This window comes from Arthrobacter sp. R1-13, from assembly GCF_054161475.1.
The window spans coordinates 3,879,814-3,906,238 of the sequence record NZ_CP096420.1; the positions used below are offsets into that span (position 1 = coordinate 3,879,814).

21 protein-coding genes and 2 pseudogenes are annotated in these 26,425 nt (G+C 63.3%); 14 read left to right on the forward strand and 9 right to left on the reverse strand.

The genetic code is table 11. The features are described from left to right. The first annotated feature begins 65 nt into the window (after nucleotides 1–65). From M1D88_RS17970 to M1D88_RS17980, 3 genes are all read left to right on the forward strand, one after another. A complete protein-coding gene (locus M1D88_RS17970) occupies nucleotides 66–965 on the forward strand; it encodes a helix-turn-helix domain-containing protein (RefSeq protein ID WP_458112096.1) in 900 nt (299 codons plus the stop codon). 121 nt (nucleotides 966–1,086) lie between these two features. Then, nucleotides 1,087–1,479 (forward strand): YciI family protein, encoded by a 393-nt coding sequence (locus tag M1D88_RS17975; protein WP_458112097.1) that lies wholly within the window; start codon nucleotides 1,087–1,089, stop codon nucleotides 1,477–1,479. Between the two features lie 126 nt (nucleotides 1,480–1,605). Continuing rightward, nucleotides 1,606–2,640: a TRAP transporter substrate-binding protein gene (locus M1D88_RS17980; protein WP_458112098.1), complete on the forward strand. Its 1,035-nt coding sequence runs from the start codon at nucleotides 1,606–1,608 to the stop codon at nucleotides 2,638–2,640. 67 nt (nucleotides 2,641–2,707) lie between these two features. Here M1D88_RS17980 and M1D88_RS17985 read toward each other — a convergent pair whose 3' ends face one another. Then, entirely contained in the window at nucleotides 2,708–3,811 is a 1,104-nt protein-coding gene (locus M1D88_RS17985; protein WP_458112099.1) for a phenylacetaldoxime dehydratase family protein, read from the reverse strand. A gap of 32 nt (nucleotides 3,812–3,843) precedes the next feature. Continuing rightward, nucleotides 3,844–4,962: a carbon-nitrogen hydrolase family protein gene (locus M1D88_RS17990; RefSeq protein ID WP_458112100.1), complete on the reverse strand. Its 1,119-nt coding sequence runs from the start codon at nucleotides 4,960–4,962 to the stop codon at nucleotides 3,844–3,846. A gap of 187 nt (nucleotides 4,963–5,149) precedes the next feature. On the opposite strand from M1D88_RS17990, the gene M1D88_RS17995 reads away from it, so the two are divergent. The 3 genes and pseudogenes from M1D88_RS17995 to M1D88_RS18005 all read left to right on the forward strand — a co-directional run. Next, entirely contained in the window at nucleotides 5,150–6,085 is a 936-nt protein-coding gene (locus M1D88_RS17995) for an AraC-like ligand-binding domain-containing protein (RefSeq protein ID WP_458112101.1), read from the forward strand. A gap of 248 nt (nucleotides 6,086–6,333) precedes the next feature. After that, complete coding sequence (locus M1D88_RS18000; RefSeq protein ID WP_458112102.1) at nucleotides 6,334–7,077, forward strand: ANTAR domain-containing protein; 744 nt, start codon at nucleotides 6,334–6,336, stop codon at nucleotides 7,075–7,077. Between the two features lie 372 nt (nucleotides 7,078–7,449). Further along, nucleotides 7,450–9,114: pseudogene (locus M1D88_RS18005) on the forward strand (DUF222 domain-containing protein); the annotation flags it as partial. Nucleotides 9,115–9,443: 329 nt separating this feature from the next. Here M1D88_RS18005 and M1D88_RS18010 read toward each other — a convergent pair. Next, nucleotides 9,444–9,854 (reverse strand): VOC family protein, encoded by a 411-nt coding sequence (locus M1D88_RS18010; RefSeq protein WP_458112103.1) that lies wholly within the window; start codon nucleotides 9,852–9,854, stop codon nucleotides 9,444–9,446. Nucleotides 9,855–10,029: 175 nt separating this feature from the next. Between M1D88_RS18010 and M1D88_RS18015 the strand changes: the two genes are divergently transcribed. From M1D88_RS18015 to M1D88_RS18030, 4 genes are all read left to right on the forward strand, one after another. After that, entirely contained in the window at nucleotides 10,030–11,262 is a 1,233-nt protein-coding gene (locus tag M1D88_RS18015) for an NYN domain-containing protein (RefSeq protein ID WP_458112104.1), read from the forward strand. Nucleotides 11,263–11,946: 684 nt separating this feature from the next. Continuing rightward, a complete protein-coding gene (locus M1D88_RS18020) occupies nucleotides 11,947–12,414 on the forward strand; it encodes a matrixin family metalloprotease (RefSeq protein WP_458112105.1) in 468 nt (155 codons plus the stop codon). A gap of 279 nt (nucleotides 12,415–12,693) precedes the next feature. Then, entirely contained in the window at nucleotides 12,694–14,037 is a 1,344-nt protein-coding gene (locus M1D88_RS18025; protein WP_458112106.1) for a pectate lyase family protein, read from the forward strand. Next, complete coding sequence (locus M1D88_RS18030) at nucleotides 14,037–15,917, forward strand: pectinesterase family protein (protein WP_458112107.1); 1,881 nt, start codon at nucleotides 14,037–14,039, stop codon at nucleotides 15,915–15,917. Before M1D88_RS18025 ends, M1D88_RS18030 begins: the two co-directional genes overlap by 1 nt. A gap of 112 nt (nucleotides 15,918–16,029) precedes the next feature. Here M1D88_RS18030 and M1D88_RS18035 read toward each other — a convergent pair whose 3' ends face one another. The 5 genes from M1D88_RS18035 to M1D88_RS18055 all read right to left on the reverse strand — a co-directional run bounded on the left by M1D88_RS18035 (nucleotide 16,030) and on the right by M1D88_RS18055 (nucleotide 20,792). Continuing rightward, nucleotides 16,030–17,061 (reverse strand): hypothetical protein, encoded by a 1,032-nt coding sequence (locus M1D88_RS18035; RefSeq protein WP_458112108.1) that lies wholly within the window; start codon nucleotides 17,059–17,061, stop codon nucleotides 16,030–16,032. 30 nt (nucleotides 17,062–17,091) lie between these two features. Then, on the reverse strand, nucleotides 17,092–17,958 hold the full coding sequence (locus M1D88_RS18040; RefSeq protein ID WP_458112109.1) for a phosphatidylinositol-specific phospholipase C/glycerophosphodiester phosphodiesterase family protein: 867 nt from the start codon (nucleotides 17,956–17,958) through the stop codon (nucleotides 17,092–17,094). A 238-nt stretch (nucleotides 17,959–18,196) separates the two neighbouring features. Then, nucleotides 18,197–19,030, reverse strand: a complete 834-nt coding sequence (locus M1D88_RS18045; RefSeq protein ID WP_458112110.1) for a GPP34 family phosphoprotein — start codon at nucleotides 19,028–19,030, stop codon at nucleotides 18,197–18,199. Nucleotides 19,031–19,083: 53 nt separating this feature from the next. Continuing rightward, a complete protein-coding gene (locus tag M1D88_RS18050) occupies nucleotides 19,084–19,221 on the reverse strand; it encodes a methionine/alanine import family NSS transporter small subunit (RefSeq protein WP_258804356.1) in 138 nt (45 codons plus the stop codon). Continuing rightward, nucleotides 19,218–20,792: a sodium-dependent transporter gene (locus M1D88_RS18055; RefSeq protein ID WP_458112111.1), complete on the reverse strand. Its 1,575-nt coding sequence runs from the start codon at nucleotides 20,790–20,792 to the stop codon at nucleotides 19,218–19,220. Before M1D88_RS18055 ends, M1D88_RS18050 begins: the two co-directional genes overlap by 4 nt. Nucleotides 20,793–20,986: 194 nt before the next feature. Between M1D88_RS18055 and M1D88_RS18060 the strand changes: the two are divergent. Then, nucleotides 20,987–21,094: pseudogene (locus M1D88_RS18060) on the forward strand (helix-turn-helix domain-containing protein); the annotation flags it as partial. Nucleotides 21,095–21,266: 172 nt separating this feature from the next. Here M1D88_RS18060 and M1D88_RS18065 read toward each other — a convergent pair. After that, on the reverse strand, nucleotides 21,267–21,740 hold the full coding sequence (locus M1D88_RS18065) for an SRPBCC family protein (RefSeq protein WP_458112112.1): 474 nt from the start codon (nucleotides 21,738–21,740) through the stop codon (nucleotides 21,267–21,269). 232 nt (nucleotides 21,741–21,972) lie between these two features. On the opposite strand from M1D88_RS18065, the gene M1D88_RS18070 reads away from it, so the two are divergent. From M1D88_RS18070 to M1D88_RS18080, 3 genes are all read left to right on the forward strand, one after another. Beyond that, entirely contained in the window at nucleotides 21,973–23,595 is a 1,623-nt protein-coding gene (locus M1D88_RS18070) for a phospholipase D family protein (protein WP_458112113.1), read from the forward strand. A 127-nt stretch (nucleotides 23,596–23,722) separates the two neighbouring features. Then, nucleotides 23,723–25,372 (forward strand): LuxR C-terminal-related transcriptional regulator, encoded by a 1,650-nt coding sequence (locus M1D88_RS18075; protein WP_458112114.1) that lies wholly within the window; start codon nucleotides 23,723–23,725, stop codon nucleotides 25,370–25,372. Between the two features lie 670 nt (nucleotides 25,373–26,042). Next, a complete protein-coding gene (locus tag M1D88_RS18080) occupies nucleotides 26,043–26,417 on the forward strand; it encodes a cupin domain-containing protein (protein ID WP_458112115.1) in 375 nt (124 codons plus the stop codon). Nucleotides 26,418–26,425: the final 8 nt, after the last annotated feature.

A 26,425-nucleotide genomic window follows, 5' to 3' on the forward strand; every position in this document is an offset into this window, starting at 1 on the left:
TGTGTTCATAGGGGGTATAAGCTCTCCCCCTATAAGGGACTTGAACCGGGGCTATCGTTGGATTCATGGACAACCTAACGGGCAACCGCGCCGATATCCGGGACTTCCTGGCAAGCCGGCGGGCCAAGCTCCAGCCGGAGCAGGTAGGCCTGCCGGCCGGCAACAGGCGGCGCGTGCCCGGACTGCGCCGTGAAGAGGTAGCGGTTCTCGCCGGCGTGAGCCCGGAATGGTATTCACGGCTGGAGAAGGGCAACATCAGCGGCGTGTCCGACGACGTCCTCCTGGCTGTTTCCCGGGCCCTGCAACTGAGCGATGAGGAGTGCCAGTACCTTTTTGAGCTGGCACGGGCCGCCCGGCCCGTGCGCCCCGCACCCTCCCGCCGCAAGGAGGCTGGAGTGGCGGCTCCCGTCCAGTGGCTGCTCGATTCCATCACCATGTCGGCCGCGTTCGTCGTCAACGGCTGCCTCGACGTCGTGGCCAGCAACCCCTTGGCCCGTGCGCTTCACGCCCCGATGTTCGCCGGCGAGACCACCAGCGAGCACGGCCACGCCAACTTCGCACGCTTCCACTTCCTGGAAGCAGCTTCCCGGGAGTTCTATGTTGACTGGGAGGCGGGCGCGGCCGCCACAGCCGCACTGCTACGCGCTGAAGCCGGGCGAGCCCCAAACGACCGGGGTCTGCGAGCACTCGTGGGGGAATTGTCCACGCTGAGCCCGGAGTTCCGTACGCTGTGGGCCTCCCACGACATCCGGTTCCGCCATGAGGGAATCAAACGGCTGCGGCACCCCGTGGTGGGGGAACTTGAACTCACCTACCAGTCCCTGACCCTGCCGATTTTCCCGCGATCCGTCCATACGCTCAGCGTCTACACGGCGGAGCCCGGAACAACCCACGAAGAGAGCATAAAACTGCTTGCGAGCTGGGCGGCCCCGGGGGTGGCGGAAGCAGCAGAGTCCGGCAGCTGACCGATTGTTCACAAAGCAGGCTCTGGCCACAAAGTAGTCTCGGGAATGTCGATCTCACCACCGCGGCCTCGACCTCCATGTGTCAGGGCCATACGGCCACGTCGCAGAAAGGGTCAGACTCATGAAGTTCGTCATTCTCATCCACTCCAATCCCCAGCCCTGGGGACATCCCACCGGTGACTATGTCGCCGAAAATCTGGCTCTCCTGAAGGAACAGCGCGAGCAGATGAACAACGACTTCGACGCGCTGCTTGCGGAGATGGAAGCCAAGGGGGAACTGCTTGGCGGCGAGGCGCTGGCCGACCCGGCAACGTCGAGGCTGTACCGGTGGCAGTCGGGCAAGGCAGTCGCTACCGATGGGCCGTACGCGGAATCCAAGGAGCAGTTCGCCGGGTTCTTCATGATCGACGTCGCCACCCGCGAGCGGGCCGAGGAGCTCGCCGCCCGCTTCTCCGGGCCAGGGGAGACCATCGAGCTGCGTCCGGCGATGTGGCCCGGGGGCGACGATCGGTGATGGCTGGGACGTAGTAGGGCATCGACGTTGACGACGACGGCGGGACCTCCCGCCGTCGTCGAGGGGTAACGCTATGGACGCTGCCGGATGACGGTGCCAGAGTGAAGTGACGGTGAGTGATCAGCAATGAAGCAGCGGGCAAAGCGTTGGGCGGGACTCCTGGCGTTGGGGATAGAGGAAGACCCCACCGTGCTCCGCCTGGGCACTTCGGACGCTGGGCAGGGCCCCGCCAGCGAGCAGATCGAGGAATTTGCGCGCCAGGTGGAGACCCGTTCCGGCGGGAAACTCCTTATCGAGCCCGTGTGGCGCGCCGGAGGGCAGGAACTCTGGGACCGTGACCAGGCGGTGGCGCGAAGTGTCGTGTCGGGAGAGCTCGCCATGGCTCTGGTCCCGTCCCGGACCTGGGATTCGGAGGGAGTATTGAGTCTCCGCGCGTTGTCGGCGCCGTTCCTGGTGATGTCTTCCGGTGTTCTCAAGGAAGCTGTGAAGCCGGAACTCGCGGATGGAATGCTCGCAGGGCTCGACGAAGTGGGGCTCAGGGGTCTGGCACTCATCCCGGAGGGCCATCAGGTGCTTTTTTCATTCAGGACTCCCATCCTGACGCCTTCAGACGCTGAAGGAATGGTCATCAGGGCCACCCGGTCCACAACTGCCTATAAAGCGCTGGCGGCACTCGGGGCGGTACCGGAAGAAGTGCAGGAACTTCAGTTCGCCGATCAGGATGACCCGGGGCAGGTGGGTGCGGCGGAGTCGTCCTTCGCATACGCGGCTCAGCTACGGTCCGCCCGCAGCACAACAGCACTTCCTATCGCAACCGGGAACGTCGTCCTATCCTCGAGGGCCAACACCCTTGTCATCAACATGAAGGCACAGGATGAGCTGAGTGAGGAGCATCGGCAGCTACTGTCTATGGCTGCCGCCGCAGCCCGGAATCGGGCCTCGGACCTGCTGCCAGCCCTCTCGGAGGAAGCGCGAACCTACTGCCAGAACGGCGGCACAGTCGTGACGGCTTCGGACGAGCAGGTGGATGCCTTCCGCCGTGCCGTGGCTCCTGTCTACGCCGAGCTGGAACAAGACCCTCAGACCAGGGACCTCATTGCAAGGCTTCGCGATCTGGCCATCAGGTCGCCGGCGGAGCCTGCAGTGGAACCGTGCGGGTAGCGGACGACGGCGGGAGGTCCCCGCCGTCGTCGATCTCCCCTCCCGAGTGGACATGTCTGTCCGGGGTTTACGCCGTGTTGACTGCTACCGTCCTGCCGGCGCCGAGCATGCCTGTGGTGGCGTGACAGTTGTTGTATTCGTAGTACTGCCGGTTCCGTGGAACCACAGCCACTTCATGGCTCAGCCGGAGTTTGGCACCAGCGTTTGTCTGGAGGAATTTCATGGCCGCCCTGAAAATGGCCACGTGGGTGGGGTGGGATTCCGCCCACTCCTCCATGTCCGCCAGGCTGTGCCAGAAGCTCAAGCCGAAGCTCTGCTCGAGGAGTCTGCCCTCGCCGTCGCTGCTGGTCATGTATCTGTTCGCGTAGCAGCCGATCGAAGCGCCGTCAGACGTCAGGAAGTCCATTCCTGCTTTCAGCTGGGGCTCCACCTTGCCGAAATAGGACGCCCGCTCTGCCGCCTCGCAGAGGCTCCAATCTTGGCCGGAGCGGATGATGGCAAGGTTTTCATGGGGTTCAACCCGGACGATTCTGGGGTTCTCAGAGTTCTTTGGGTTCCCGGGAACGGAGCTCTCTGGGATATTGTTCTCTGCGACGAACGGGGTGCCGATTGGATCGAGGTCCTCAGTCTGCGATATGGGGAGCCGGTCACGCATGCTTCCCCAGTACCCGTGTTCCTGGATTTCCCCGCTGTATCCTCCGGCGGCGACCCGGGCTGCCCCTTCCGGGAATGTGTTGGACGAGTACAGGGTCTCAAACCCGCTGGGTTCCGGAGTGACTGTTTCGATCCAGCGGCCGTGGTGTTCCATCTCCAACCCGGCGCCTATCAGTTCATCGCGGTGCTTACCGAACCAACGCCCATAGGTATTGGCGTCGTCCCAGTAGGCGATGATGACTTTGTTGTCGAATCCTCGTTCGTCCGTGTGAACGGCGTACTCACGGGACACGGGCCCATCTTCCTGCCCGCACAGCTCCCACATTCCCGCGGAAGCTTCCCTTGCCTCCGTAGACAGCGGCTGCTGGCTTTGGACGCCGAAGAAGGCACAGACAAGGCTGCTGACCCCTTCCGCGAACCGCACCGAGTAGGACGGGTAGGGCGGTGTGTACTCATCGCCCACTCCTTTGCTCCGCGTCCGTTCGACGGTGAGGTGTAACGGGATCGAAGACTCCATGGCCGGCTCCTCCCCATCCCTGTCGAGGGGCATTAGAGTTCCGCCATTGCCGGCAGGGTCGGCTCCACGACGTCCCGGTGCTCTGGAACGGGCGCGGTATCCTGCCTGGTCTCCGGCTGGGCGAACTCCGGTTTCGCGCTCCCGGTTTGTGCGGACTCCGGTTTTGCGCTCCCGGTTTGTGCGGACTCCGTCTTAGGAGCGTTGTCGACGACGGCACGTCGCGGTGACCTGTTGAGAACCAGTTGCGTGACATCGGGACGTGAGTAGTGGCCGGCGGGATCGGCAACAGCCTTTGCCACTGATATCAGGCCCAGATCGATCTCGCCGTAGACAAGACCTTCCTCGCCTGTCGGGAGGGACTCGTGGAGCTGCTGGCCATCGGGCCCGAAGATGCGGGCGTACCCGCCACCGGTCTTGAGGAGCGCCTTCTGCAGGTCCGTGGTGCACATTTCGTCCACCATCTCCTGGGACACGATGGCGCACGGAGCAACGACGAAACAAGAACCTTCCACGGCGTAAATCCGGGAGGCCGAGGTGTTGACCTCAGGGCCGAGGGCGTACGCCCCACCTTCATAGAGGGAAAAGCTCGGCCAGGCGGCAACGTGGACCTGCTCGTTCTGGGCGTACAGGGAGTACTTGGATAGCGGCTGCAGGTGCTCCCAGCAGCAGAGTCCGCCGAGGCGCCCCAGCCTTGTGTCCCAGACGCCAAGATCGCTGCCGTCGCCTTCCCCGAAAATGGTGCGTTCGACGTGGGTCGGCTTGAGCTTGCGTCGCTGCGAGATCGTCTGCCCGTCACTGTCAATGAACCACTGGGCGATGTACAGGCTACCGCCGCTTCGTTCGCTGAGGCCCATGCTGACCATGATGTTGTTTTCCTTGGCCGCCTTCGAGATCCGCTCGGCTTGAGGGGTGCCGTACTCAAGGGAATTATCGAAATAGCGCTGGGTGAACTGCGGCAGCCACATGGCAGGGGCGTTGAGCCAGGCGTACCACGGGTAGCCCGGGAGCCAGGTTTCGGGGAAGGCGATCAGCTCCGCGCCGTTCCTTGCGGCCTCCGCTATCAGGGCGATGGATTTGTCGATGGTCTTGTCCAGATCCAGGAATACAGGTGCTGCCTGGACGGCTGCTGCTTTGAACTGGGGGTGATTCATGGCCTATTCCTATCGTGCGTGATCGGGATCACAAATGTGGATGTGTGCTCCACACTAGGGCCGTACTTTCCGGGAGTCTTGATCAGAAATCGCAGGACGATTGACTGTGAGTGTCACCTTTCCAGCGCTGGCGTTTTCCCTGGAATCACCCCCTCCAGCCTGCGGAACTGCGCCGGTATCATTAGGCATGGCCAAGGTTGTTAGCACAGCGGGGGTGTCTGCCCGGAATCGTGTTTCGTTTTGGACTGAAACCGTTTCTGATACTTTCGTCGACCTCGAATGCAGGTCCAGTGGCGGCCACGAATCAATCGACGGAGAACTGGCGGTCCAGTCTCTGGCGTCGCTGGATTTAGCCCGGGTCCGTGCCTCCGCACAATCCGTCCACCGCACACCTGCAGGGATCGCGGCTTCCTCGGACAACTATTATCTGGTGGGCGTCCAGACCAAGGGCTCATGCCTGGTGACTCAGGGCGGGCGTTCGGCTGCGATCGAGAACGGCGCGTTTTCGCTCTACGACACCACCCGGCCGTATTCGCTCCTTCTGACCGACAACTTCGAGCAACTCGTGATCCGGCTTCCGAGAACTGCCCTGGAACGGCACCTGCCAGAAGCCGAGAGACTCACGGCCCTCGGAGTCAACCCGGATCCAGGTGCTGCCCGCCTGCTGGTGAGTACGGTGAAGTTCTTGGCGAGCGAAATCGATGTGTTGGCCCCCGACGTTGCCTTGTCCGTGTCTCAGGGCGTGGAGCATCTGATTGTCGCCGGCTTGGGTGGCCTTGCCGGAAGTATCCCCGATGCGGACCGGTTCTCCCGACGCAAGCTTGTGCAAAACCATATCCTGGAGAACCTGCGCTACGAGTCCTTGAGCATCAGGTCCATCGCAGACCAGCTCCACTTATCTCCGAGCAGCATCCACCGCGCCTTCGCCGCGGACGGCGAGACAGTGATGGGCTGGGTATGGCAGCAACGCCTGGACCGGATACGCGAGGCCTTGCTGAGCGGAAAACATGAAGGCACCTTGACGGATTTGTCCGTGGCCTGGGGATTCTCAGACTCAGCGCACTTCAGCAGGGCATTCCGCCAGCGGTACGGCCATGCGCCCTCTGAGTTGCTCCGGCGCTGAGCGTGCCGCTCCGCGGCGGTGACCGAGTTGCCGCGGCGGTGACAGCGATGCCGGTGAGGATTGCAGGGGTTCACGCCTGACCCAGCAGATCTTTGCCTTTCTACCGCCGCTGCCTGACCATTCATCCGAGCACGTAGAAGAGGCGTGTTGGACTGGGCGGGCGTAGACTTAGTGTCCGTCGAGCAAACGGCGCAAAATCCTATACCGTGCCACTCGAGGTACTTGTGGCATGCAGGAACGAGGCCGCCATGGCTCAGCAATCCAAACCTCTGCACACAAATACCATCGCCGAGCACCTCCAGGACCTTGTGCTTCAATGCGGTGACGTGGAGGAACTCCTCAACGAACTGGCCGCGTTCTCTGCCGCCCGCCTTTCAACCCGTTCCGAGGTTTTGTGTGGTGTCACGCTGCTGCGTCACAGGAAGGCAACTACGGTCGCCATCAGTGACGTTCGCGTCCTTCCCTTGGACGAGATGCAGTATGGCTTCGGCGACGGGCCCTGCATGACAGCGATCCGGGAACTGGCCACCATCCATGTTCCCAACCTCCATGATGAAAACCGCTGGCCCGGTTACACCGCCGCCGCGTGGGCACAGGGCATCGGTTCCATCCTGTCCGTGCCCCTCCCCCTTGAAGGGGAAGCGAATGCGGCGTTGAACATTTACTCAACGCGGACCCATGCCTTCAGCGGCGCAGAGATTGAAGCCGCGGAAACTTATGCCGGCCAGGCATCCAAGGCCCTTCGCCTTGCTGTCCGGGTTGCACAGCTCACCGATGACAAGAAGAATCTGACGGCGGCTATGGAGTCTCGGACCGCCATTGACGTGGCAATCGGAGCCATCATGGCTCAGAACCGGTGCAGCCAGGAAGCGGCGTTCAGGATCCTCAAAATCGCTTCCAGCACCCGCAACGTCAAACTCCGGGAAGTCGCAACATCCATCGTCGCCTCCGTGTCCAAGGATCCCAACATCTTCACCCACTTCGAAAACTGACCGGCACTTCGCTTGCATTGCGGGCTCTGCCCGCTGATTTCTGCCGCACCCGGTGATTTGGCACCGGTGAGTGCCGCATTGGGTGATGCGGCACCGGGTGATGCGGCACCGGTGGACGCCGCACTGGTTCATGAGGCCGACTGATTCTGCTCGCGGGGTTCTGCTCGACTGATTCTGCCCGACGACGGCGGGAGGTTCCGCCGTCGTCGTCTTGCGTTTGTGGGTCCTCCTCTACCCGCGAACTCCTCATCCGAGTGCTTCCGGCGCGCGAGTCTTCGGCCATGGATTTGGGATGCAGTTTGGGGCAAGCCGATTCAGTAACGAGGATCCCACCACCGCAAAAATGTCAGACCCAGCTGAGATGCTTTTTCTATGGAAGGCACGGGGGCTTGGACTAGGACCGGGGAGGCTTTAGAGTCCCCGGGCGGGCTCGAGGCTGCCGGGGCTCTGGCTGCTGTTGCGTCGTCCGTTGCTGTTCTTGGGCGGATCATTGGACCGGGTTTCCGTGGCGGAGCTGATGGCCCTGATGGTGATTACGGCCAGGACTCCGATCCCTTGCGGCGCCAGCTCGATGCCTGCCTGGACGCTTTGGCCGAGGTTGCCCGGTTCGAAGCCAAGGCTGCGGCGCTGAAGGTACACCTGGTGGGCAAGTACGTCGAGGCTGCGGAGGCCCTCGCCTCCCCTGCTGTTACCGCCCAGGACGCGACCGTGCAGGAAATGTCCACCATTGCAGAGCTCGCCTGCGTCCTCACAGTGAGCGAGCGTACCGCCGCGGCGCTCCTGGACCAGTCCCGGCACCTGACCACCGGGCTGCCGCTCACCCTCACGGCACTCCAGAGCGGGTCGATTTCGTGGCAGCACGCCCGCATCATGTGTGATGAAACCGGCAACCTGGACCCGGCCGGGACTGCCGCCTTGGAAACACACTTCCTAGATCCTGACTCACCTGACGCTGCGCGGGGATGCCACATCGGTGAGCTGGTCCCGTCCCGGTTCCGCGCCAAAGCCCGCACCTGGCGCGAACGCCAGCACCCTGACAGCATTGAACTCCGCCACCGCAAGAGCGCCCTGGACCGGCGGCTGGAATACACTCCGGACCAGGACGGCATGGCATGGCTCGCGGCCTACCTGCCTGCCGCGACCGCCGCCGGGATCTGGGCCCGGACCACCACCGCCGCCAGAGCAATCCAAGGTCCCACCGAGCGCCGGACCCTCACCCAACTCCGCGCCGACATCGCCGCCACCTGGCTCCTGAGCAACACAGGGGCCAACGGCGATACCTGCCGCCCGGGCGATACAGACCTTTCGGAACATCATGGTTCCCGCATGGTTCATGCCGCGGTTGACGGCATCACGGATGGCGGCATGACAGAGGCGGGCATGCCAGATGCGATGACCGACCGCTACGGCGGCGGCATGGTCGGCACCGGTTTAGGCATGAGTGTCGGCGGCGGCGGTTTCGGCATGGGTGGGCGGCGGCCCGGTGGGCGTTCCCTCTCCCCGGGCCCAGGTGCTGGTCACCGTCCCCGTCCTCTCACTCCTTGGCGCCACCGACGAACCGGCAATGCTGGACGGATACGGTCCTATACCGGCGTCAATGGCCCGGGAACTCGTCGCCGACGGGGCCGAATCCTTCCACCGCGTCCTGATCGATCCCCGCGACGGGGCACCGCTGGAAATCGGCCGCACCAGTTACCGGATCCCCAAATCCATGCGTCAATGGCTGCGTCTGCGCGATGCCAAGTGCCCCTTCCCCGGCTGCCACAACCACTCCCTCGACAACGAAGCCGATCACCTCCTGGCCTGGGCCGACGGCGGCACCACCGGCATCACCAACCTTGGCCAACCCTGCCGGAAACACCACCACCTCAAACACAGCACCTCTTGGACGCCATCCCAGGCCACCGCAAACCAAACACCCGGCTGGACCGCGCCCTCAGGCAGGCAGTACTCCAGCGAACAACAAGACTGGCAACCACCCACCTGGCCCGATCACATCGGCCTACCCGCGCCCAACCCGGATTTCGATCTGAATCATAATCTGGCTCAGGATCAGGATCTAGCTATGCCCATGGACCTTGATCCGGATCAGGATCTCCCCATGCCAGTGGACCCATTCCCGGAATGGTTCCTCCTGCAACCGGCGTAGTTCCGGCGTGCAAAAGTGCGGGCCACCTGAATCACCGGTATGACTCGGATGAGGAGCCATGCGCCCAACACGGCCAGCGCACTAATCCAGGTTGTTCTCCGCCGTTTCCGGCCAGCACCTTTGCACTTTAAATGCTAAGAGGATCGGCCTGTACTCGGCCAGCGCAAGGCAGGAACACAACCACCTGGATTCGGGCAGTTGAGGACCTCAAACAGCCTTACGACTTCCTGGGGTGGGCGATGAGCGTTGGGGTTCCGTGGTCATCGGCGAGGGAGGCTTGGTAGTCCACCTCAGACTGAAGAATGCAGAACAGGTTCCCGCCCGGGTCCGCCATAACCACCCATCCCTCGTCGCCCCCCTGCCCGATATCTGCAAGCGTAGCTCCGAGCACAAGCGCGCGCTCGACACAGGCTGACTGATCCTCCGGGCGGAGGTCGAGGTGGATTGCGCCCTGCTCCAAGGCGTACTCAGACGGCTGGATAAGAAGTGTTGGCCCGTCGTCCCCGACGAGTTTCACTGAGTTGCTGTGATTCGGAGCAACCCGATAGCAAAGGAGTTCGCGCCAGAACCGAGCGACCTCCATGGGCCTGTGGGTCTTCAAGGTGACCGTGGCGATGGCTGCAAACATGAGGCAAATCTTCCGCATCCAAGCCCAATGCGCCAGTCGGTCCGCTGTGTCAGGCTTCGCACACCCGGGGCGGCACGCCGTCGGGCGTGCCGGGCGTGTAGGGCGGTGCCGGCATGCTGGGCGTGTCTGGCGTGAGCACCTTACAGCCGGTGGACCTTGATGGCACACTGGGTCAATGAACGAGGCGCCCTTACCCTCCCGACGGCCCGGCATTCGTGCCGCGATGTTCGTTGATTTCGATAACGTTTACACGGGGCTGCAGGCTCTGGACCCCTTTGCGGCGAAGCGGTTTGCCGAAGACCCCAAGCATTGGGCAGACGCCTTGTCAGGCGGAGGGGCCGGCGAGGACGCCAGGCGCTTCCTGATCCGTAACTGCTACTTGAACCCGGTGATCTACTCGAAGTACCGGACATACTGGACCCGCGCCGGTTTTCGCGTGATCGACTGCCCGTCGCTGACGCAGCGGGGAAAGAGCAGTACGGACATCAACCTCGTCCTTGACGCGATGGACGCACTGTCCGGCAAAGTTGGGATCGAAGAGTTCTTCATCGCCTCGGCCGACGCCGACTTCACTTCATTGATCCAGCGGTTCCGAGCTGCTGACCGGATGACCACAGTCATCGCGGCCGGCGCTGTGGCCTTCGCGTACCGGGAAATGGCGGACCATGTGGTGGAGTCACACGACTTCGTCGCGATCCTTAACGGCACAACGACGGAACCGATTCATGCGGTTGCGTCAGGGAAGCAGCAGCACAGCCCGGCAGCAGCCAAAGCCGAGATCAGGTCTGTTTCACCCGCTGTCCGGGACGTCCTGAATTTTGTTCGCACCGCTGCCGGCCCGGTTGTAGGCGCGATGGTGGCCCACCGAGCACTCGCGTCAGATCCCTCCCTGAAGACAGACTGGGGCGGATACGGAAGATTTGGATCCTGGGTGGCGCAGATAGGCCAAGGCGTCGAATACGCCCCGGTGCAAGGCGGCTGGGTCTGGGACGCCAAGAGGTTTTCGAGCGAGGATCTTCCGTCCGTCGAGCCGCAGCCCGGTATCGAGGAACAGGTCGCACGTGTGACAGACGTGCCGGCGCTTTCCGCCGCTCAGTTCCGGGAGATGTTCCGGGCAATGGCAATCAGGCTTGGCGATCAACCGCTCACCCGAACCGAACTTTCCCGGATGGTGAGGGACGATTGCGTCAACAGCGGTCAGCCGGTTTCGCGCAACGCCGTGAACTTTGTCCTTCAAGGCCTGGCCTACGCCAATTTCCCGCTCTCTGATGAGGCAACGGCAGAAAGTCTGGCCGCAGCTTGGACAACCAACGTGGAAGAACTCTGCCGGGTAGCCCTGCTGGAGTTCGACACCTCCGAGAAGCTGGCCGTACGGCGTTGGGCTAGCGGCGGCTTACTGGAAAGCTGACAACAGGTGGCGGACGACGGCGGGAGGTTCCCGCCGTCGTCCGTAACCCTGTTTAAAGACTAGGGGCGCCCATAGCAGCGGCGTAGCCGGGCCAGTATGCTGAGCGGACCATCGCCTGCGATGGGTGGGGGGACACAGGGGGCGCTGGTGGTATCAGGTTTCAACAGCAGGGATTCTTCGCGCATGCCTTCCCGAGCGGGTGACATCCCGGGCGTCCGACGTTCGCCGAGCGGGCGTGTACCGCAGTGGGCCATTGAAGAGGCGCTCGGCAAACTTCAAGATCCCGAGCCGTGGCGTGCCGCGCCGGCCCCGACGGCGGGAGAGAAGCGCGGCAATCGCAGGACGAAGCCAGGACCCCCTGGCAAGTGGCGGTCGAGGGCCGCCATCGTGCTGGTCCTGGCGCTCCTCGTGGGACTCTTCTTCATACCATCGTTGTTCGAACGGTACGTCCTGCCAGAGGCGCTGCCACACCTGCCCGGCTCTGCGGTTCCTCCACCGGGATATGAAGCCGCCTCATCTCCTCTCGGCCTCCCTCCGGTCAGCAATGGATCAACCGCCTACGTCCTTCATGAGTCACCCGACCCTGGCCAGCCCTTTGTGGCTTACGACCCGTGCCGTCCGGTGCACTACGTTGTCCGGCCAGACTTGGCGCCCCCGGGGACGGATCAGCTTATTCGGGAGGCCGTGTCTGCCGTTTCCGCCGCAACCGGGCTGCAGTTCGTGTACGACGGGCCGACGTCCGAAGCACCAACAAAAGATCGCGAGGCGTACCAGCCTGACCGCTACGGCAAAAAATGGGCACCCATCCTGATTGCCTGGTCAACGCCGGAAAATGCACCTGACCTGGCGGGAAGGGTCGCAGGGTTCGGCGGCAGCAGCTCAATCCAAGTTCCGGGCAAACCCTATGTCTACGTCACCGGCCAAGTGCAGCTCGACGCGCCAGACCTGGCTGAAACTCTGACCTTTCCCAACGGACCCGCTCTGGTTCGGGCCATCATCATGCACGAGCTGGCGCACGTGGTGGGGCTGGACCATGTGAACGACCCCACGCAGCTGATGTACGAGGAGAACAGCGGGCAGGTGGACTTCGGTGCCGGAGACAGGGCTGGTCTGGCGCTGTTGGGAACCGGCAAGTGTGTCCCCGATGTATGACCGGCTGCTGAATATCAGTAAGACGGTGACCGCTTAGGTTCTTGAGGCTAAAGGAAGCCGACGACGGTGCCTCCCGCCGTCGTCGTCCGCTGTGTTGTGCCGGGGAACCGCCGCCCGGGGCGGCTTTTAACCAAAGTCACTATTGCCGAGAAACCGTTTTCTGAGTAGTCTCCTTCTCAGCGCTCCCAGTGACCGTCGTCATAGTTGCCGCCGGACCGGAGCGCAGTTCATTCCAATGACGGAAGAGAGAACATGCGAAAACGCAGTAGGTACTTACCCATGTCCGCAGCCATAGCCGTGGCGGGCGCGCTGATCATTTCGGCGCCCGCAGGAGCATCCCCCAACCCGCTGTCCGATCCCGCAGCCCAGACCGCCCGAACCCCGTTGGAGCGCCAGGTTCTCCCCCAGGGAAACGGCTGGGCATCGGAAGGAACGGGAACCACCGGAGGCGCAGCGGCAGAGGACAGCAATATCTACGACGTCTCCACCAAGGCAGAACTGCTGGCCGCTTTCGCAGCAGCCGGGACCCAAGCGAAGATTGTCCGGGTCCACGGAACCATCGACGCGAATACAGCACCGGACGGTTCACCGCTGACCTGCGAAAACTATGCCGAAGGCACCGGCTACAGCCTGGAGCAGTACCTTCACGACTTCGATCCGGCAAGCTACGGCCGCAGCCAGAAGCCTGCGGGCCCGTTGGAGGATGCGCGCCGCATGGCTGCCGCAAAGCAGGCGAAGTCCATCCGTTGGGACATTCCCAGCAACACCACCATCGTCGGCGCCACGCCGGAGAGCAGCATTACCGGTGCGGCACTGCGGATCAACGGGGCGACCAACGTGATCGTGCGCAACCTGAGCGTGCGGGATGCCGCCGACTGCTTCCCCTCCTGGGACCCGACCGACGGCGCCGAGGGCAACTGGAACAGTGAGTATGACCTGCTTCAGGTCATCAACAAGGCCACGCACGTCTGGATCGACCACTCCGAATTTACCGACGCCCCCAACCTGGACAGCTCCCAGCCCCTCTACTTCGGCCGCCACTACCAGGTGCATGACGGCGCCGTCGACGTCACCAACGGCTCGGACCTGGTGACCATGTCCTTCAACCGCTTCTCGGACCACGACAAGCTGCTCCTGATCGGCTCCACGGATTCCCTCACCCGCGGGGACCCCGGCAAGCTGCGCGTCACCATCCACCACAACGTCTTCGAAAACGTCGGCCAGCGCGCCCCGCGCGTCCGTTTCGGCCAGGTGGACGTGTACAACAACCACTTCAGGGTCACCGAGGACAGCACCATCCCCTACGGCTACACCCTGGGCGCCGGATTCGATTCCCACCTCTACGCCGAGGCGAATGCCTTCACGCTTCCTGCCGAAATCAACGCCGCGAACATCATCGGGCGATTCAAGGGAACGGCCATCACTACCATCGCGAACGCAGTCAACGGCGAGATCACGGACCTTCGCGCCGAGTACAACGCTGCCGCCGCGCCCGCTGACCAACTGGCCGAGGACGAATCCTGGACGCCCACCCTCCGCACCCACGTCCATCCCGCCCAAGCCGTACCGGCACTCCTCCAGAACTCCACCGGCCCCATCTTCACGGCGGGAGGGAACGGCTGATGGGCGCCTTTCTGCCGAACCGTCGCAGCGTCCTGGCGTCCCTGGCACTAACCGCAGGAACAGTGGCCCTCTCGGGAACGGCCATCGCGAACGCATTCACCCAGAGGGCCGCGGATCCCACGAAATCCCGCACCAAACCGGTGATCTTCGTCGTCGGGGACTCGACGTCGTCGGCATACCAGCAGTCCGAACGCCCCCGCGCCGGCTGGGGACAGGCGCTGCCGCTCCTGCTAGGGCCGCAGGCAACGGTGTTCGACTACGCATGGTCCGGCGCCTCCTCCAAGAGTTTTGCCGATGCCGGACTGCTGGACCGGGTGCTGGCCCTGATGCTGCCGGGCGACTATCTGCTGATCTCCTTCGGTCACAACGACGCGAAAGTGGCGGATCCTGCCCGGGGAACGCTCCCTGACTCAACGTTCAAGGAGTACCTGAGCCGGTACGTCGACGGCGCCAGAGCGCGCGGAGGCAAGCCCGTCCTCGTCACGCCGGTGGAACGCCGACGCTTTGATTCCTTCGGAAATGCCAAGGATTCCCACGGCGCGTATCCCCAGGCTGTACGGGAACTCGCTGCTGCGTCCGGAACTCCGCTAGTGGACCTGACGGCTTCCTCGAAGGAGTTGTGGCAACAGCTGGGGCCGGAAGGAACCAAGCAGCACTTCCTGTTCCTGGCACCCGGCGAGCACCCGCAGTATCCGCAGGGTTCCGAGGACAACACGCATTTCCAGGCCGCCGGGGCCCTCGCGGTGGCCCGATTGGTGGCGCGCGAGCTGCAGTCCAAGGAGATCGTCCCGCCGGGCTACTTCCTGAATATCGACGCCGGCACGGACCCTCTGTTGGGGATGTACTGGCCCGCTGAGCGCCCCATCGATGTCCCGGTAACGCTCGACGTCGGACCGGGCAGGACGTTCGCGACCGTACAGTCCGCCGTCGACTCTGTTCCGTCCAACAGCCTCAAGCGGACCGTGATCAGGATCCAGCCCGGAATTTATCGCGAAGCTGTCCGGGTGCCGAGCAACAAGCCCCGGATTTCCTTCATCGGGCAGGGCAGCAGGCCGGAGGACGTGGTGCTCGTCTACAACAACGCCTCTGGCACGCCCAAGCCGGACGGCAGCGGGAACTTCGGCACCTCGGGCAGCGCATCAGTTCGGATTGACGGGCCGGACTTCGTGGCCCGGAACCTAACGTTCAGCAACGATTTCGACGAGGCCGCCAACATGGGGATCAAGGACCGGCAGGCCGTCGCGCTGCACATCACAGGTGACCGTTCGGTGCTGTCCAACGTTAGATGCCTGGGCAACCAGGACACCCTGCTGGTCAACTCGCCGAGAGCGGGCGTGCAATCCCGCTTCTACTTCGACAGCTGCTATGTGGAGGGGGACGTGGACTTCATCTTCGGCCGCGGAACCGCTGTCTTCAGCGGTTGCGAGATCAAGTCCCTGGACCGCGGCTCGACGACGAACAACGGCTACGTGACGGCCGGGAGCCTGGATCTGTCCATCAAGTACGGCTACCTCTTTGACCAGTGCAGACTTGTCTCAGATGCTGCCGCGAACAGCGTCCATCTGGGCAGGCCGTGGCACGCGGGCGGTGATCCGAGGGCCGTGGCCCAGGTACTGGTCCGGGATTCCTGGCTCGGCGTCCACATTTCCGGCACGCCCTGGACGGACATGAGCGGCTTCTCGTGGCGGGAGGCACGGTTCCACGAGCACAACAACCGTGGCCCCGGAGCGCAGGTGACCGCCGACCGGCCACAGTTGCCCGCGGCTGAGGCAGGCGACTTCACGGTCAGGACCTACCTGCAGGGCACCGACGGCTGGGCACCCCAGCTCGCCGGCTCGACCGCGGACTGCAGCGTGGTGCCGGCGGGGGTCGGGGCTTAGGTTCTGAGGCGCGAGGTCAGCGGCTGCCGTGGTGAACCGCTGCGGTGAGCTGCTGCGGTGGGGAACGGACGACGGCGGGAAGCTCCCGCCGTCGTCCGCTTCCGTTTGGTACTTACTGGCTGAAGGGGACCTTCTCCCAGCTCAGGACATCTCCGCCGGCGCTGCTGTTGCCGGACACGCTGAACCTGACGTAGTTGGTGGCGTTCGCGGAGCCGTCCACAGTGATGCGGTGCAGGTCGTCCGCGGCGGGCTGGCCGTAGACATCCAGCCACGGGGACCCCTCCGCCAGCGGCTGGTTCTCGGCAAAGACGTGGCTGTCGCCGTTGATGAGATAGACCGGGCGGTCGAAGCGGTTGGTCTCCTCAATAATGGCCGCAACGATCTCGCGGAAACCGGAGACTAATTCCGGGTTGGCGGAGGCCGCGTTAAGGAGGAAAGGATCGAACATATCGGCCTGAGTCATGAGGACAACGGCTCGGTCGTTGCGGCGCTCGGCGTCAGTAAACGTGCCGCGGATCTGGTCCAGCACAGCATCCGTCCGGTGCTCAACTTCAGCCAACTGCTCGGGCGTGGGTGATGTTTCACCCAGTCCGCTCCACGGCAGGAGGGAATTGTTGCTGCCCTGGATGTTCACCACGGAGAATGCCACGCGGTTCTGGGTGAAGCTGACATTTTCCGGAAGCCCGAGATTGTCCTGGGCCTTAACCGGCATGGTCGCGCCCAAGGTCTTGCCAGGCTCGTCGAAGAAGACTTCCCGCAGCTTGTCCAGCCGTTCCAGCGGGTTGTAGGCGCCGTTGTTGGGGCGGTGGCAGTCCACCCACTCGTTGTCGCCCGGGGTGAAAACCAGCGGGTGCTCAAAGGTGTCGAACTGTGAGCGGATGTTGGCGAAGTACTCGTCTGAGCAAACCGAGGAGCCGTTCTTGATGTCGCCCACGTGGGTGACGAACTTCAGCGCGCTGTCGGCGTTGATGTCCTTTATGCGGGACGGGAACTTTGCGATCTCGGCGTCACCGTAGGGCATGTCGCCGATGACGCCGAAGGTGAAGGCGTCGCTGGTGTCGTCGGCGGCGGCGGGCTGGGACGCAAGGAGGCCGAACGCAAGGACGGCTGCCGCCGTCGTCGTTTTGATGGTCTTTGAGGGCATGGGGATGTACCTGTCTCTGCTGGGATGGGCTTAGGCCGTACGGGCGGTGAGGAACTGCTGCAGCGCCTCGAGGTCATCGGTGTTGATGTGGTCCACTCCGGCGTCGAAGAGTTCATTCCAGACGGCTTCGCGGGCGGCGCCGGACATATCCGGGGTGGCCCAGAACCGGACGCGGTAGCCGTTGGCGTGAGCCTCCGCCACGTACGCGTGCAGCTTGGTGCGCTCCGCTTCCGGCATGGGTCCGACGCCCTGCCAGGTGAAGAGCCTGGTCCAGTTGTCGCTGACCAGCGGCATCAGGGCGGCGGGCTTGCCTGAGGTGAGGTCAGCGGAGCGGCCGTCATAGAAGCTGAACCGCTTTTCCTGTGCCTGCATTGTGGCCAGCGGGCGGTTTCCGCTGATGACCGCGGTGACCGGTCCGGTCTTGGTGGTGCCGTTGGTGTAGCGGCTCATGATGTCGCGGTGCTCCGCGAGTTCCTGCTCGATGGCGGCGTACGTAGCCTCGTCTTCGCTCTTGATGTCGATCAGTAGCTGCAGGCTGCCGTCCCACTTCGGGTAGACGCTGTGGCCCTGGTTGCTCCGGACCAGGTCCTGGAGCGGGTCGAGGTAGAGGCTTTCGAGCGTGACGCCGGGCTGGACGTCCTCCAGGTCGTGGGCCACAAGCAGCTCGCCGTCCACCAGCCACACGTCCGCCTCCACACTGGTGAAGCCGTGTTCCAGCGCGTCGAACAGCGGGCGGTCATGCTCATAGTCGTTGTGCGCATGCGCCTGGGCCAGTGGCTGGCCGACGACGACGCTTGCTGGCGCGTGGGCAGCGGAAGGAATCAGCGCCGATGGGGCGGCGATTCCGGTCAAGGAGGTGAGGGCTACAAAGGTTGTGACGGCGCTTTTCAGGAACACGGGGTTCTCCTCGGAACAGCTGGGTCGATTCAGTTCCCACGCGATGGGGGCGCTGCGGGGGTGCTTGAAAAGACTTCCTGCTGTGGAAGAACAGCCATGGCTCCAACGGTTTCGGGACGGTGAACGGGAGGCGTCGTTTGCGGACGGCAGGATGCCTGACCGCGAGCAGCGGACGACGGCGGGAGCCCCGCCGTCGTCCGGTCGTCATTTCGGTGGGCTACTCGCAGCAACGCAGGAGTCACAAGGCTGGGGCTTCTTGCTCCGCCAGCCTGATCATACGAAGTTCATCCTCCACCGCACGGGCCGGCCAATAGTCCTTCGCCAGCTCATCTGCCCAGATTCTGTCTGCTTCCGGGAAAAGCTTGTGGAGCAGTCCGGCCGCCTGAAGCAGAGCGATGAGTGCGATAGTCCTGTCATCCGGCGCCGTTGCAGCAGGCTTGGCCGGATCAGGCGCCGTGGCGTCGGGCTTGGCCAGATCAGGCGTCGTGGCAGCAGGCTTGGTCGGATCAGGCGTCGTGGCGTCGGAAGCCCCCGCGTCAGCCGTTCCCTCATCAGTGGCAGCTTTATCGGTGGCGGTTTTATCAGTGGCCTTGGAATCAGACACCCGGGCCTCGGTGGGCGCGCTGAGTGCCGCTTTGATCTTTTTCAGGATTGCCGCTTCCGGGGAATGGTCCTTTTCCGGGTACCGCACGGTCCGGAACAGGCCCAGGTGCTTTTCGCCGGCTTGTTCCACGATGCCCAGTGACGCCATTCCCTCATAGACACGCTGCACTTCAGCGCGGTTCTCCAGCATTGAAACCCACCGCTTGGGCGTATGGGGCCGCGATTTGTGGCGGATGAGATCCAGCTCCCGTTGTAAGTCGGTTGTGGGGGTGGTGCCGGTAGCCCTGACGTGCTTCCCCTGCAGTTCGATCGCACCAATCTGTTCCAGCTCGGCCAGAATTGCCCCTGCCAAGGTAGTCCTGAGCGCAAATACAGGCACTTCAGGTTTGCCGTCTTGGTCGTTTGTGGCCAGAAGGAGGAAGGCCTGGGGGAGGTTCAGTTCCACTGCTTTAGGTGTTTCAGCGTCCATACGACCATGGTGCGCTCGACTGCTGGCCCGCACAATGAGGATTTACGATCGCGTCAGAGCTCCCGCGCCGGTTCTTCGGGCAGCGCCCCCTCATCCTCCGGGTGCCGCTTAAGGTTAAGCAACGCCAGCGCCAGGCCGCCCCACACCGTAAGTATGGCGATGATCATCATGGTGATCGCGATGGGTGTCACAGTGCCGTCTCCTTTGCTTCTTCCTCCACCACGGAGTCGTATTCCGGATCGTGATGAGCCTTGGACCTGCTGCTCCAGGGGATGAATGTCAATGCCAGCGCAAGGACCAGCAGGCCCCCGGCCATGCCCCAGCCAAACAGGCCCACGAACCAGGCGGGATAACCCTCGTAGGTGGTGGAGATCTTGCTGATGAATTCGCTGGACACCATATAGACCAGGGCCAGCGGCACAACGCCAGCCACCAGCACCATCCAGGACCGGCGCATCTTGATGGTCGAGATCCGGTTCAGATGGGCGGACAGCAGTGGAAGCTTTCGCAAGAACCACGCGATGACCACTACGGTCACCAGCGCCCCCAGCGTAATACCGAAGCTGTTAACGAACGCATCGGAGGTATCCAGCAGGTACAGGCCTGTAGCCGTCGGGAAGAGTGCCAGCGAGACAACAGCCACCAGGCCGCTGACTACGATGGAGGCCTTGATCCGGCCCCATTCGAGTTTGTCCTGCACTGCGGCAACGATGACTTCCAGTACAGAGATCAGCGATGTTACTCCTGCGAACACCAGGGATCCGAAGAACAGTACGCCCATGAATGCCCCGAACGGAGCTTGGGAGACGATGGTGGGGAAGGCCACGAAAGCCAAACCGATCCCCTGCGTCACCACATCATTCACTCCCGCACCCGCGGCCTGCGCCATAAACCCAAGAGCGGCGAAAACACCGATCCCGGCCAGGATCTCGAACCCGGAATTGGCAAAGGCAACCACCATGCCGGAACCCGTGAGATCGGTCCTGCGCTTCAGGTAGGAGGAGTAAGTCACCATGATGCCGTAGCCCACCGATAGCGAAAAGAAGATGTGCCCATAGGCTGCAGCCCAAACGCCCGGGTCAGCCAGCGCCGCCCAGTCGGGGGTAAAGAAGGCGTTGAGGCCTTCTGCCGCGCCGGGAAGGAACAGCGACTGGAGCACCAGCAGGAGGAACATCACCACCAGCAGCGGGAGCAGGATGGAGTTCGCACGTGAGATGCCCTTCCGGATTCCCGCGACCATGATGATGATGACCGCCACCCAGATCAGCAGCAGCGGGAAGAACACGGACGGGACATAAGTGAATCCGATACCCGGCGCTTCGGCAACTTGGAGGAAATTCCGGAAGAAGTAGCCCTCGGCGTCGTCGCCCCACGCCTCCGTGAAGGAGAAGATGGTGTACATCAGGGACCATGCAATGATCACCGCGTAATAGGCTGCGATGACGAAACAGACAAGTACCTGCCACCACCCCAGTGGTTCCGCGGCCCGGTGGAGCCGCCGGTAGGCCAGCGGCGGCGACGCGCGGAATTTGTGGCCCACGGCGTAGTCCAGGAACAGCAGCGGGATACCCGCCGTCAGCAACGCCACAAGGTACGGGATCAGGAAGGCCCCGCCGCCGTTGTCATAGGCGATGTACGGGAAGCGCCAGATGTTGCCCAGGCCTACTGCCGAGCCGATGGCCGAAAGAATGAAGAGCCTGCGTGAGGAGAACGTCTCGCGTCTTACAGGTGCCGATGCGTTGCGTGAGGATATGCTGCTCATTCCGTCACGCCCCAGATTGTCGGGTGCGTTTGTGTCGTGCTGCGGTAGGCACGGCACGTTTCTGGCCGGTTCATGGGGGACTCGCTCTCAGGTGAAGGTGGACGTCCGTTTCACTGGCTATCTGGGGACTTTACTGCGTATTCTTCGCCCCGCGGAAGCCCTCATCCAAACCGCTAGCCCGAGGGCCCACCACAATGAAGGATGTCGATTCGCGCAGGCTGCGCGTTCTTCTTGCGGTTGCCCGTACGGGCGGGGTTCTTGCCGCGGCTGACGAGCTCGGAATTACGGCCTCGGCCGGCTCCGTCAGTCACGTCGCACGCCTTCTACGGGAAATCGGCTGGGGGCGTTCGGACGCGCTCGGCATCCTGAACGGCAGTTAAGCCTGTCGAAACCCAGGCTCAACGCCACCTAATGATTTAGGGATATTCTGCCTCGGCGACCCGCCTGACTAGGGAACCCTTATCGCTGGCACTTCTAGAACTGCCCGGTGGGGCCGCTGTCTTTGACTTCACCGCGCCAGCCGCCGGTTTCGGTGCCGCGCGATTCAATGAAGTCCTTGAACTTCCGCATGTCGGCTTTTACCTGCATCTCGTCGATCTTCAGTGCCGCGCCAGCCTTTTCAGTGACGGATTCCGGCGCCCATTCGAAATGGACTTTGACCCTCGTGTGGTTGGCATCCAGGGGCGTAAACCTGATGATGCCGGCATGGGACTTGCCGTCGGTGCTGCGCCAGGCGATCCGGTCGTCAGGCTCCTGGTCAACTATTTCAGTATCGAATTCCCGCTGGACACCACCCACCTTGGTAACCCAGTGGTTGGTGGTGTTGGTCAGTTGGGTTACAGACTCCACACCGGACATGAACTGCGGAAAGGATTCGAACTGGGTCCACTGGTTGTACGCGGTCCGCACCGGTACTGCGACATCAACAGTCTCTTCAACGTGTTCCATCTGATTCCTCCTGTCATGACGGGCGGCCGCAACGACGGACCGGCAGCACGTGCCCTTCTGCAAGTCAGGCAGCCGCCACCTCTGCACGATAAGCCCGGCGGCTGCCCGTGTCCAGACCTTCGGAATCCCCAAGACGTCGACCGTTACCCGATGACATTGCTCACCACAGTCGTAGGCTATTGAGTAGGCCGGAGCGCCTAATGACCGGCTCGGGTCACGAAGGGAACGACGGGTGAACAGTGATGCTGGTTACTGGTTCTTGAGTGGCGATGAGTGGGGCAATGCAGCCACCGACGTGCACACCGGCGGTGCGGGATCGCCGTCCTGGTCGGAGGGCAATCTCGTGCGGCCCCTGATTCACGGGGTGACCTACTTCGCCCGACTGCATGAGGAGCTGTCGGCTCTTCAGGCGGGAGACCGAGTGTGGTTCACTGACTGGCGTGGCGACGCCGACGAGCGGCTTACGGCGGCTGGGCCGACGATCGGCGAATTGCTGGCGCGGTTAGCCCGAGCGGGGGTGGAAGTGCGCGGCCTGGTCTGGAGATCCCACGGAGAGCGTGTGTCTGCCCCCATGAGCAACCGGTCCAACGAGCTCCTCAGCCGCCAGATCAACGACGCCGGCGGAGAGGTGCTGTTGGATCAGCGGGTGCGCCTCTTCGGCTGCCATCACCAGAAGCTGTTCGTCATCCGCAGTGACAGTGACCCCTCGAGGGACGTTGCGTTCGTTGGGGGAATCGACCTTTCCCACAGCCGCCGGGACGACGCCGATCATGCGGGAGACCCGCAGGCGGTAGACATGGATCCGCGGTACGGGAAACAACCTCCGTGGCACGATGCCGCCCTCGAACTGCGCGGCCCTGTTGTGGCAGATGTGCTGGAGTTGTTCGCGGAAAGGTGGAATGACCCCCATCCCCTGGACCATCGCACACCGTACCGGATGCTGCTGCAACGGTTGGCGGATATGCCCCGGCACCCCGAACCCCTCCCGGAGACAGCGCCGCCGCCACCACCGGCTGGTCCTCACGCTGTGCAGCTGCTGCGCACCTACGGCGTGAAGCGTCCGCCGTTCCCATTCGCACCCGAGGGTGAGCGGAGCGTTGCCCGGGCCTACACGAAAGCTTTCGCCCTGGCCCGCTCTTTGATTTACATCGAGGACCAGTACCTGTGGTCGGCTGAGGTGGCAGCCGGAATCGCCGCGGCCCTCGAACAGAACCCCGGGTTGAACGTGATCGCAGTGGTACCCCGCTACCCGGACTCCGATGGTCCGCTCGGTGGGCCACCCAAGCGACTGGGGCAACTGCGCGCCATCGAAACGATAAGCCGCGCTGCACCCGACAGATTCGGCGTGTTCAATCTGGAGAACACAGCCGGGACTCCGATCTATGTTCATGCCAAGATCTGCATCATCGACGACACCTGGTTCACGTGCGGGTCGGACAACTTCAACCGCCGGTCCTGGACTACGGATAGTGAACTTACCTGCGCGGTCATCGACACCAGTGCCGACGACACCACTGCAGGCAAGCAGGAAGCGGCCGACACGGGTCCCACCGCCTCCCGTCCTTTGACCCAAAGGCTCCGGCTCCAACTCTGGGCCGAACACCTGGGCCTCGACCAGGGTGACCCCCGGCTCCACGCTCCAGAGGACGGCCTCGGCCTTTGGAATGCCGCCGCCGACGCTCTGGACGATTGGCACAAAACCGGCCGCCGCTCGCCCCGGCCCAAGGGACAGGTGCGCCACCACAGTACAGAACCGGTTTCGCGCCTTCAGCGCCTCTGGGCGGGTCCTGCAAACCGGTTTCTGGTGGACCCGGACGGCCGCCCCCGCAAAATCCGCGGCACAACTCAGTTCTAGGCAAGCAACCCAGTTCTAGGCAGGGACAAAGATTTCACGGCGAGCGTACAGCTGGCAGGGGGTGAGGCACCGAATTCCGCGACTGAGGGGGCTATGAGTGCAACGCCGCTGAGCGCAGAATGAATTCATGGTGGATGCCGCAGTGTCTGAGGGTCTTGAGGAGGGTGAGCGCCTTCTCTCGTCTACCGAGTGGGCGGCTGCGGCTTCGGCGTTTGAATCCGTGCTGGCCATCGATGACGAACCGGCGGCACATGATGGCTTGGGACGTGCATTGTGGTGGCTTCGCGATGTTGACCGGGCCATTGCTGAGCGCACGGCGGCTTACGCCGGTTTTCGCAGCCTCGGACAGGATGCGCGTGCCTTCCGGGCGGCAGTGTGGTTGGCGCGTGAGTATGCGGAGGTAATGGGCAGGGAGCCGGTCAGCCGCGGCTGGTTTGCCCGTGCCGAGAGTCTTGCATCCCGGCTGCCCGACGGTGCCGAGGTCGGTTGGTTGGCCGTCACTCGGGGCCTATTGCGGGCCGACCCGGCAATGGCGCGGGAGGACGCCGGGGCGGCGCTGAGAGTTGCGCGCAGCTTGGGGGATCCGGATCTTGAGGCGACGGCCCTGGCGCTCCTCGGACTTGGGACCATCGCGGCCGGTGACGTCGCGGACGGGATGACGCTCGTTGACGAGGCGATGGTGGTCGTTACCGCGGGGGAACTTCACGACAAGATGGTTTTCGGCGATGTGTGCTGCATGGTCACGCGGGCCAGCGAAGAGGCCTGTGATGCCTCCCGGTTGAGCCAATGGAACAAGATCGTCCTGCGTTTCATGCAACGCACGGGCCACCTTACGCTGCTCCAATTTTGCGGTACCTGCTGCGCTGAGATTTTCCTGGCCGCCGGTGACATCGCAAGCGCCGAGGGCTGGCTCACCAAGACACTGCACGAACTGGATCAGGCCGGCCACCGCGCACGTTGCGTACACCCGGCAGCCAAATTGGCTGAATTGCGCCTGCTTCAGGGCCGCGTGGAGGATGCAAGCCGGCTGCTCGCGGGCTTCGAAGATCGCCCCGATGCATTGCTCGCGACGGCGGCAATCCGCTTAGCTGCCGGTGACACAGCCGTGGCGGCCGCATTGTTGCATCGCCGCATCCATCACGTCGTCGGCGGCCTTCTGGCCGTCCCGTTGCTCGCGCTGCTTGCCGAGGTCCAGATGGCACAAGGCGACGCTGGCCAAGCATTGGAAACGGCCAAGCGTCTTGACGAGGTTGCTGGCGAAACTCATTGGCCGAGGGCAATCGGGGCGTCGCACCTTACGGCCGGCCGCGTCGCAGCCTATGTTGGGAACATTGCCGCGGCCCAGGAGCGGCTCGACTCAGCCATCGCCGTCTTCGGTGAACTCAGCATGCCGCTCGAGGCCGCCCGTGCACGGCTGTCACTGGCCGAAGCCCTGCGCGAATTGGACCGCGAGGTCGCCGTACACGAGGCAGGTGTGGCCCTGGCAGTGTTCGACGAGGCGGGTGCCGCAGGCATGGCTGACAAGGCTGCGGCGCTTCTACGCGTACTGGGTGGCCCCGCTCGGACGGGCCCCAAGGCTTTTGGCTTACTCTCACGGCGCGAACGCGAGGTGCTCGAGCTGCTCGCCGAAGCCAAGACAAACGCCGAAATCGGGGACCGCCTGTTCATCAGCGCCAAGACCGTCGAACACCATGTGAGCAACATCCTCGCCAAGCTGCATTTGCGCAGCCGCGTCCAAGCCGCAGGGTTCACCCTGCGCGGCTCCCGCCCTGAATAAGGCGATAAATAGGGGGTAACCCCCATCCTTTCCTCCCGCCGTCGACGCATCCTTGGAGTGTCAGAGAGTCACCACGGCAGGAGGCGCGGAATGAAGCAGCAACGAACAGCCGGCAACGTCCTCACACAGGAAGTGGCGGTCACTGTCCGTGAGCACTCCAGGGCCCCTGCATACGTAGTCTTCGATGTCCTCACCAATTTGCCTGGACACTCCAGTGGGGAGGAGCCGAGGCATCCACGCTTCTGTCTATGGCTGCTCCGGAGGGACAAGCATCCGCCGGAACCGAGTTCACCTCCACGGCTGAGGACCGAATGTGCCGAATCCGAAACTCGTCTGTGGTAACGGAAGCCGTTCGGCCGTTGAGGTTTGAGCAGGTCGCCGAGTCCGCCTTGGTGTCAAAGAAGGATGGGACGACGGCGGACTGGGTCCTGGTGCACCGCTACGAAATCGAGACGGACGGAAACCAGAGCAACGTCACCTACACGTGCCGGCTGGTCCGAGCGACTGGGCTGCCTGGCCTATTGGCAATGTTCGGGATCCCTGTCCTGCGATCAATCGCCTCGGTTGAATGGGCTCGGGCAAGTAGAGCCGGACTGCGGCGCCTCATGGCGGCAGCGGAAAGCGCAGTGCAGGATGATCCTGCGCCAACAAAAAAGGAAGGAACAAGACGATGGCAAAGCTAACGATTGACGATCAAACCGCCCGCGTCGAGCGCATGACAGGCTACGAGGGCCGTTACCGGGAGGAAGACGGATACACGATCGCCTTCGAAAAGTTCGAAGACGGAGGCGACTTCACTCCGTTTTATAAGGGCCTGCCGGATGACCGGTGCCAAAGCCACCACTGGGGGTACGTTGTGAAGGGCCGGCTCATCATGCACATGCCTGCCGGAGACGAGATCATAGAAGCAGGAGAGGCGTATTACACGCCTCCGGGACATACCGATGAGCTTGATCCCGGGACGGTTCTGGTGGAGTTCAGCCCGACGGAGGAACTGGCACGGACTTTGGCAGTAGTGTCGCAGAACCTTGAGGAAGCGGGCTAAACCGTCAG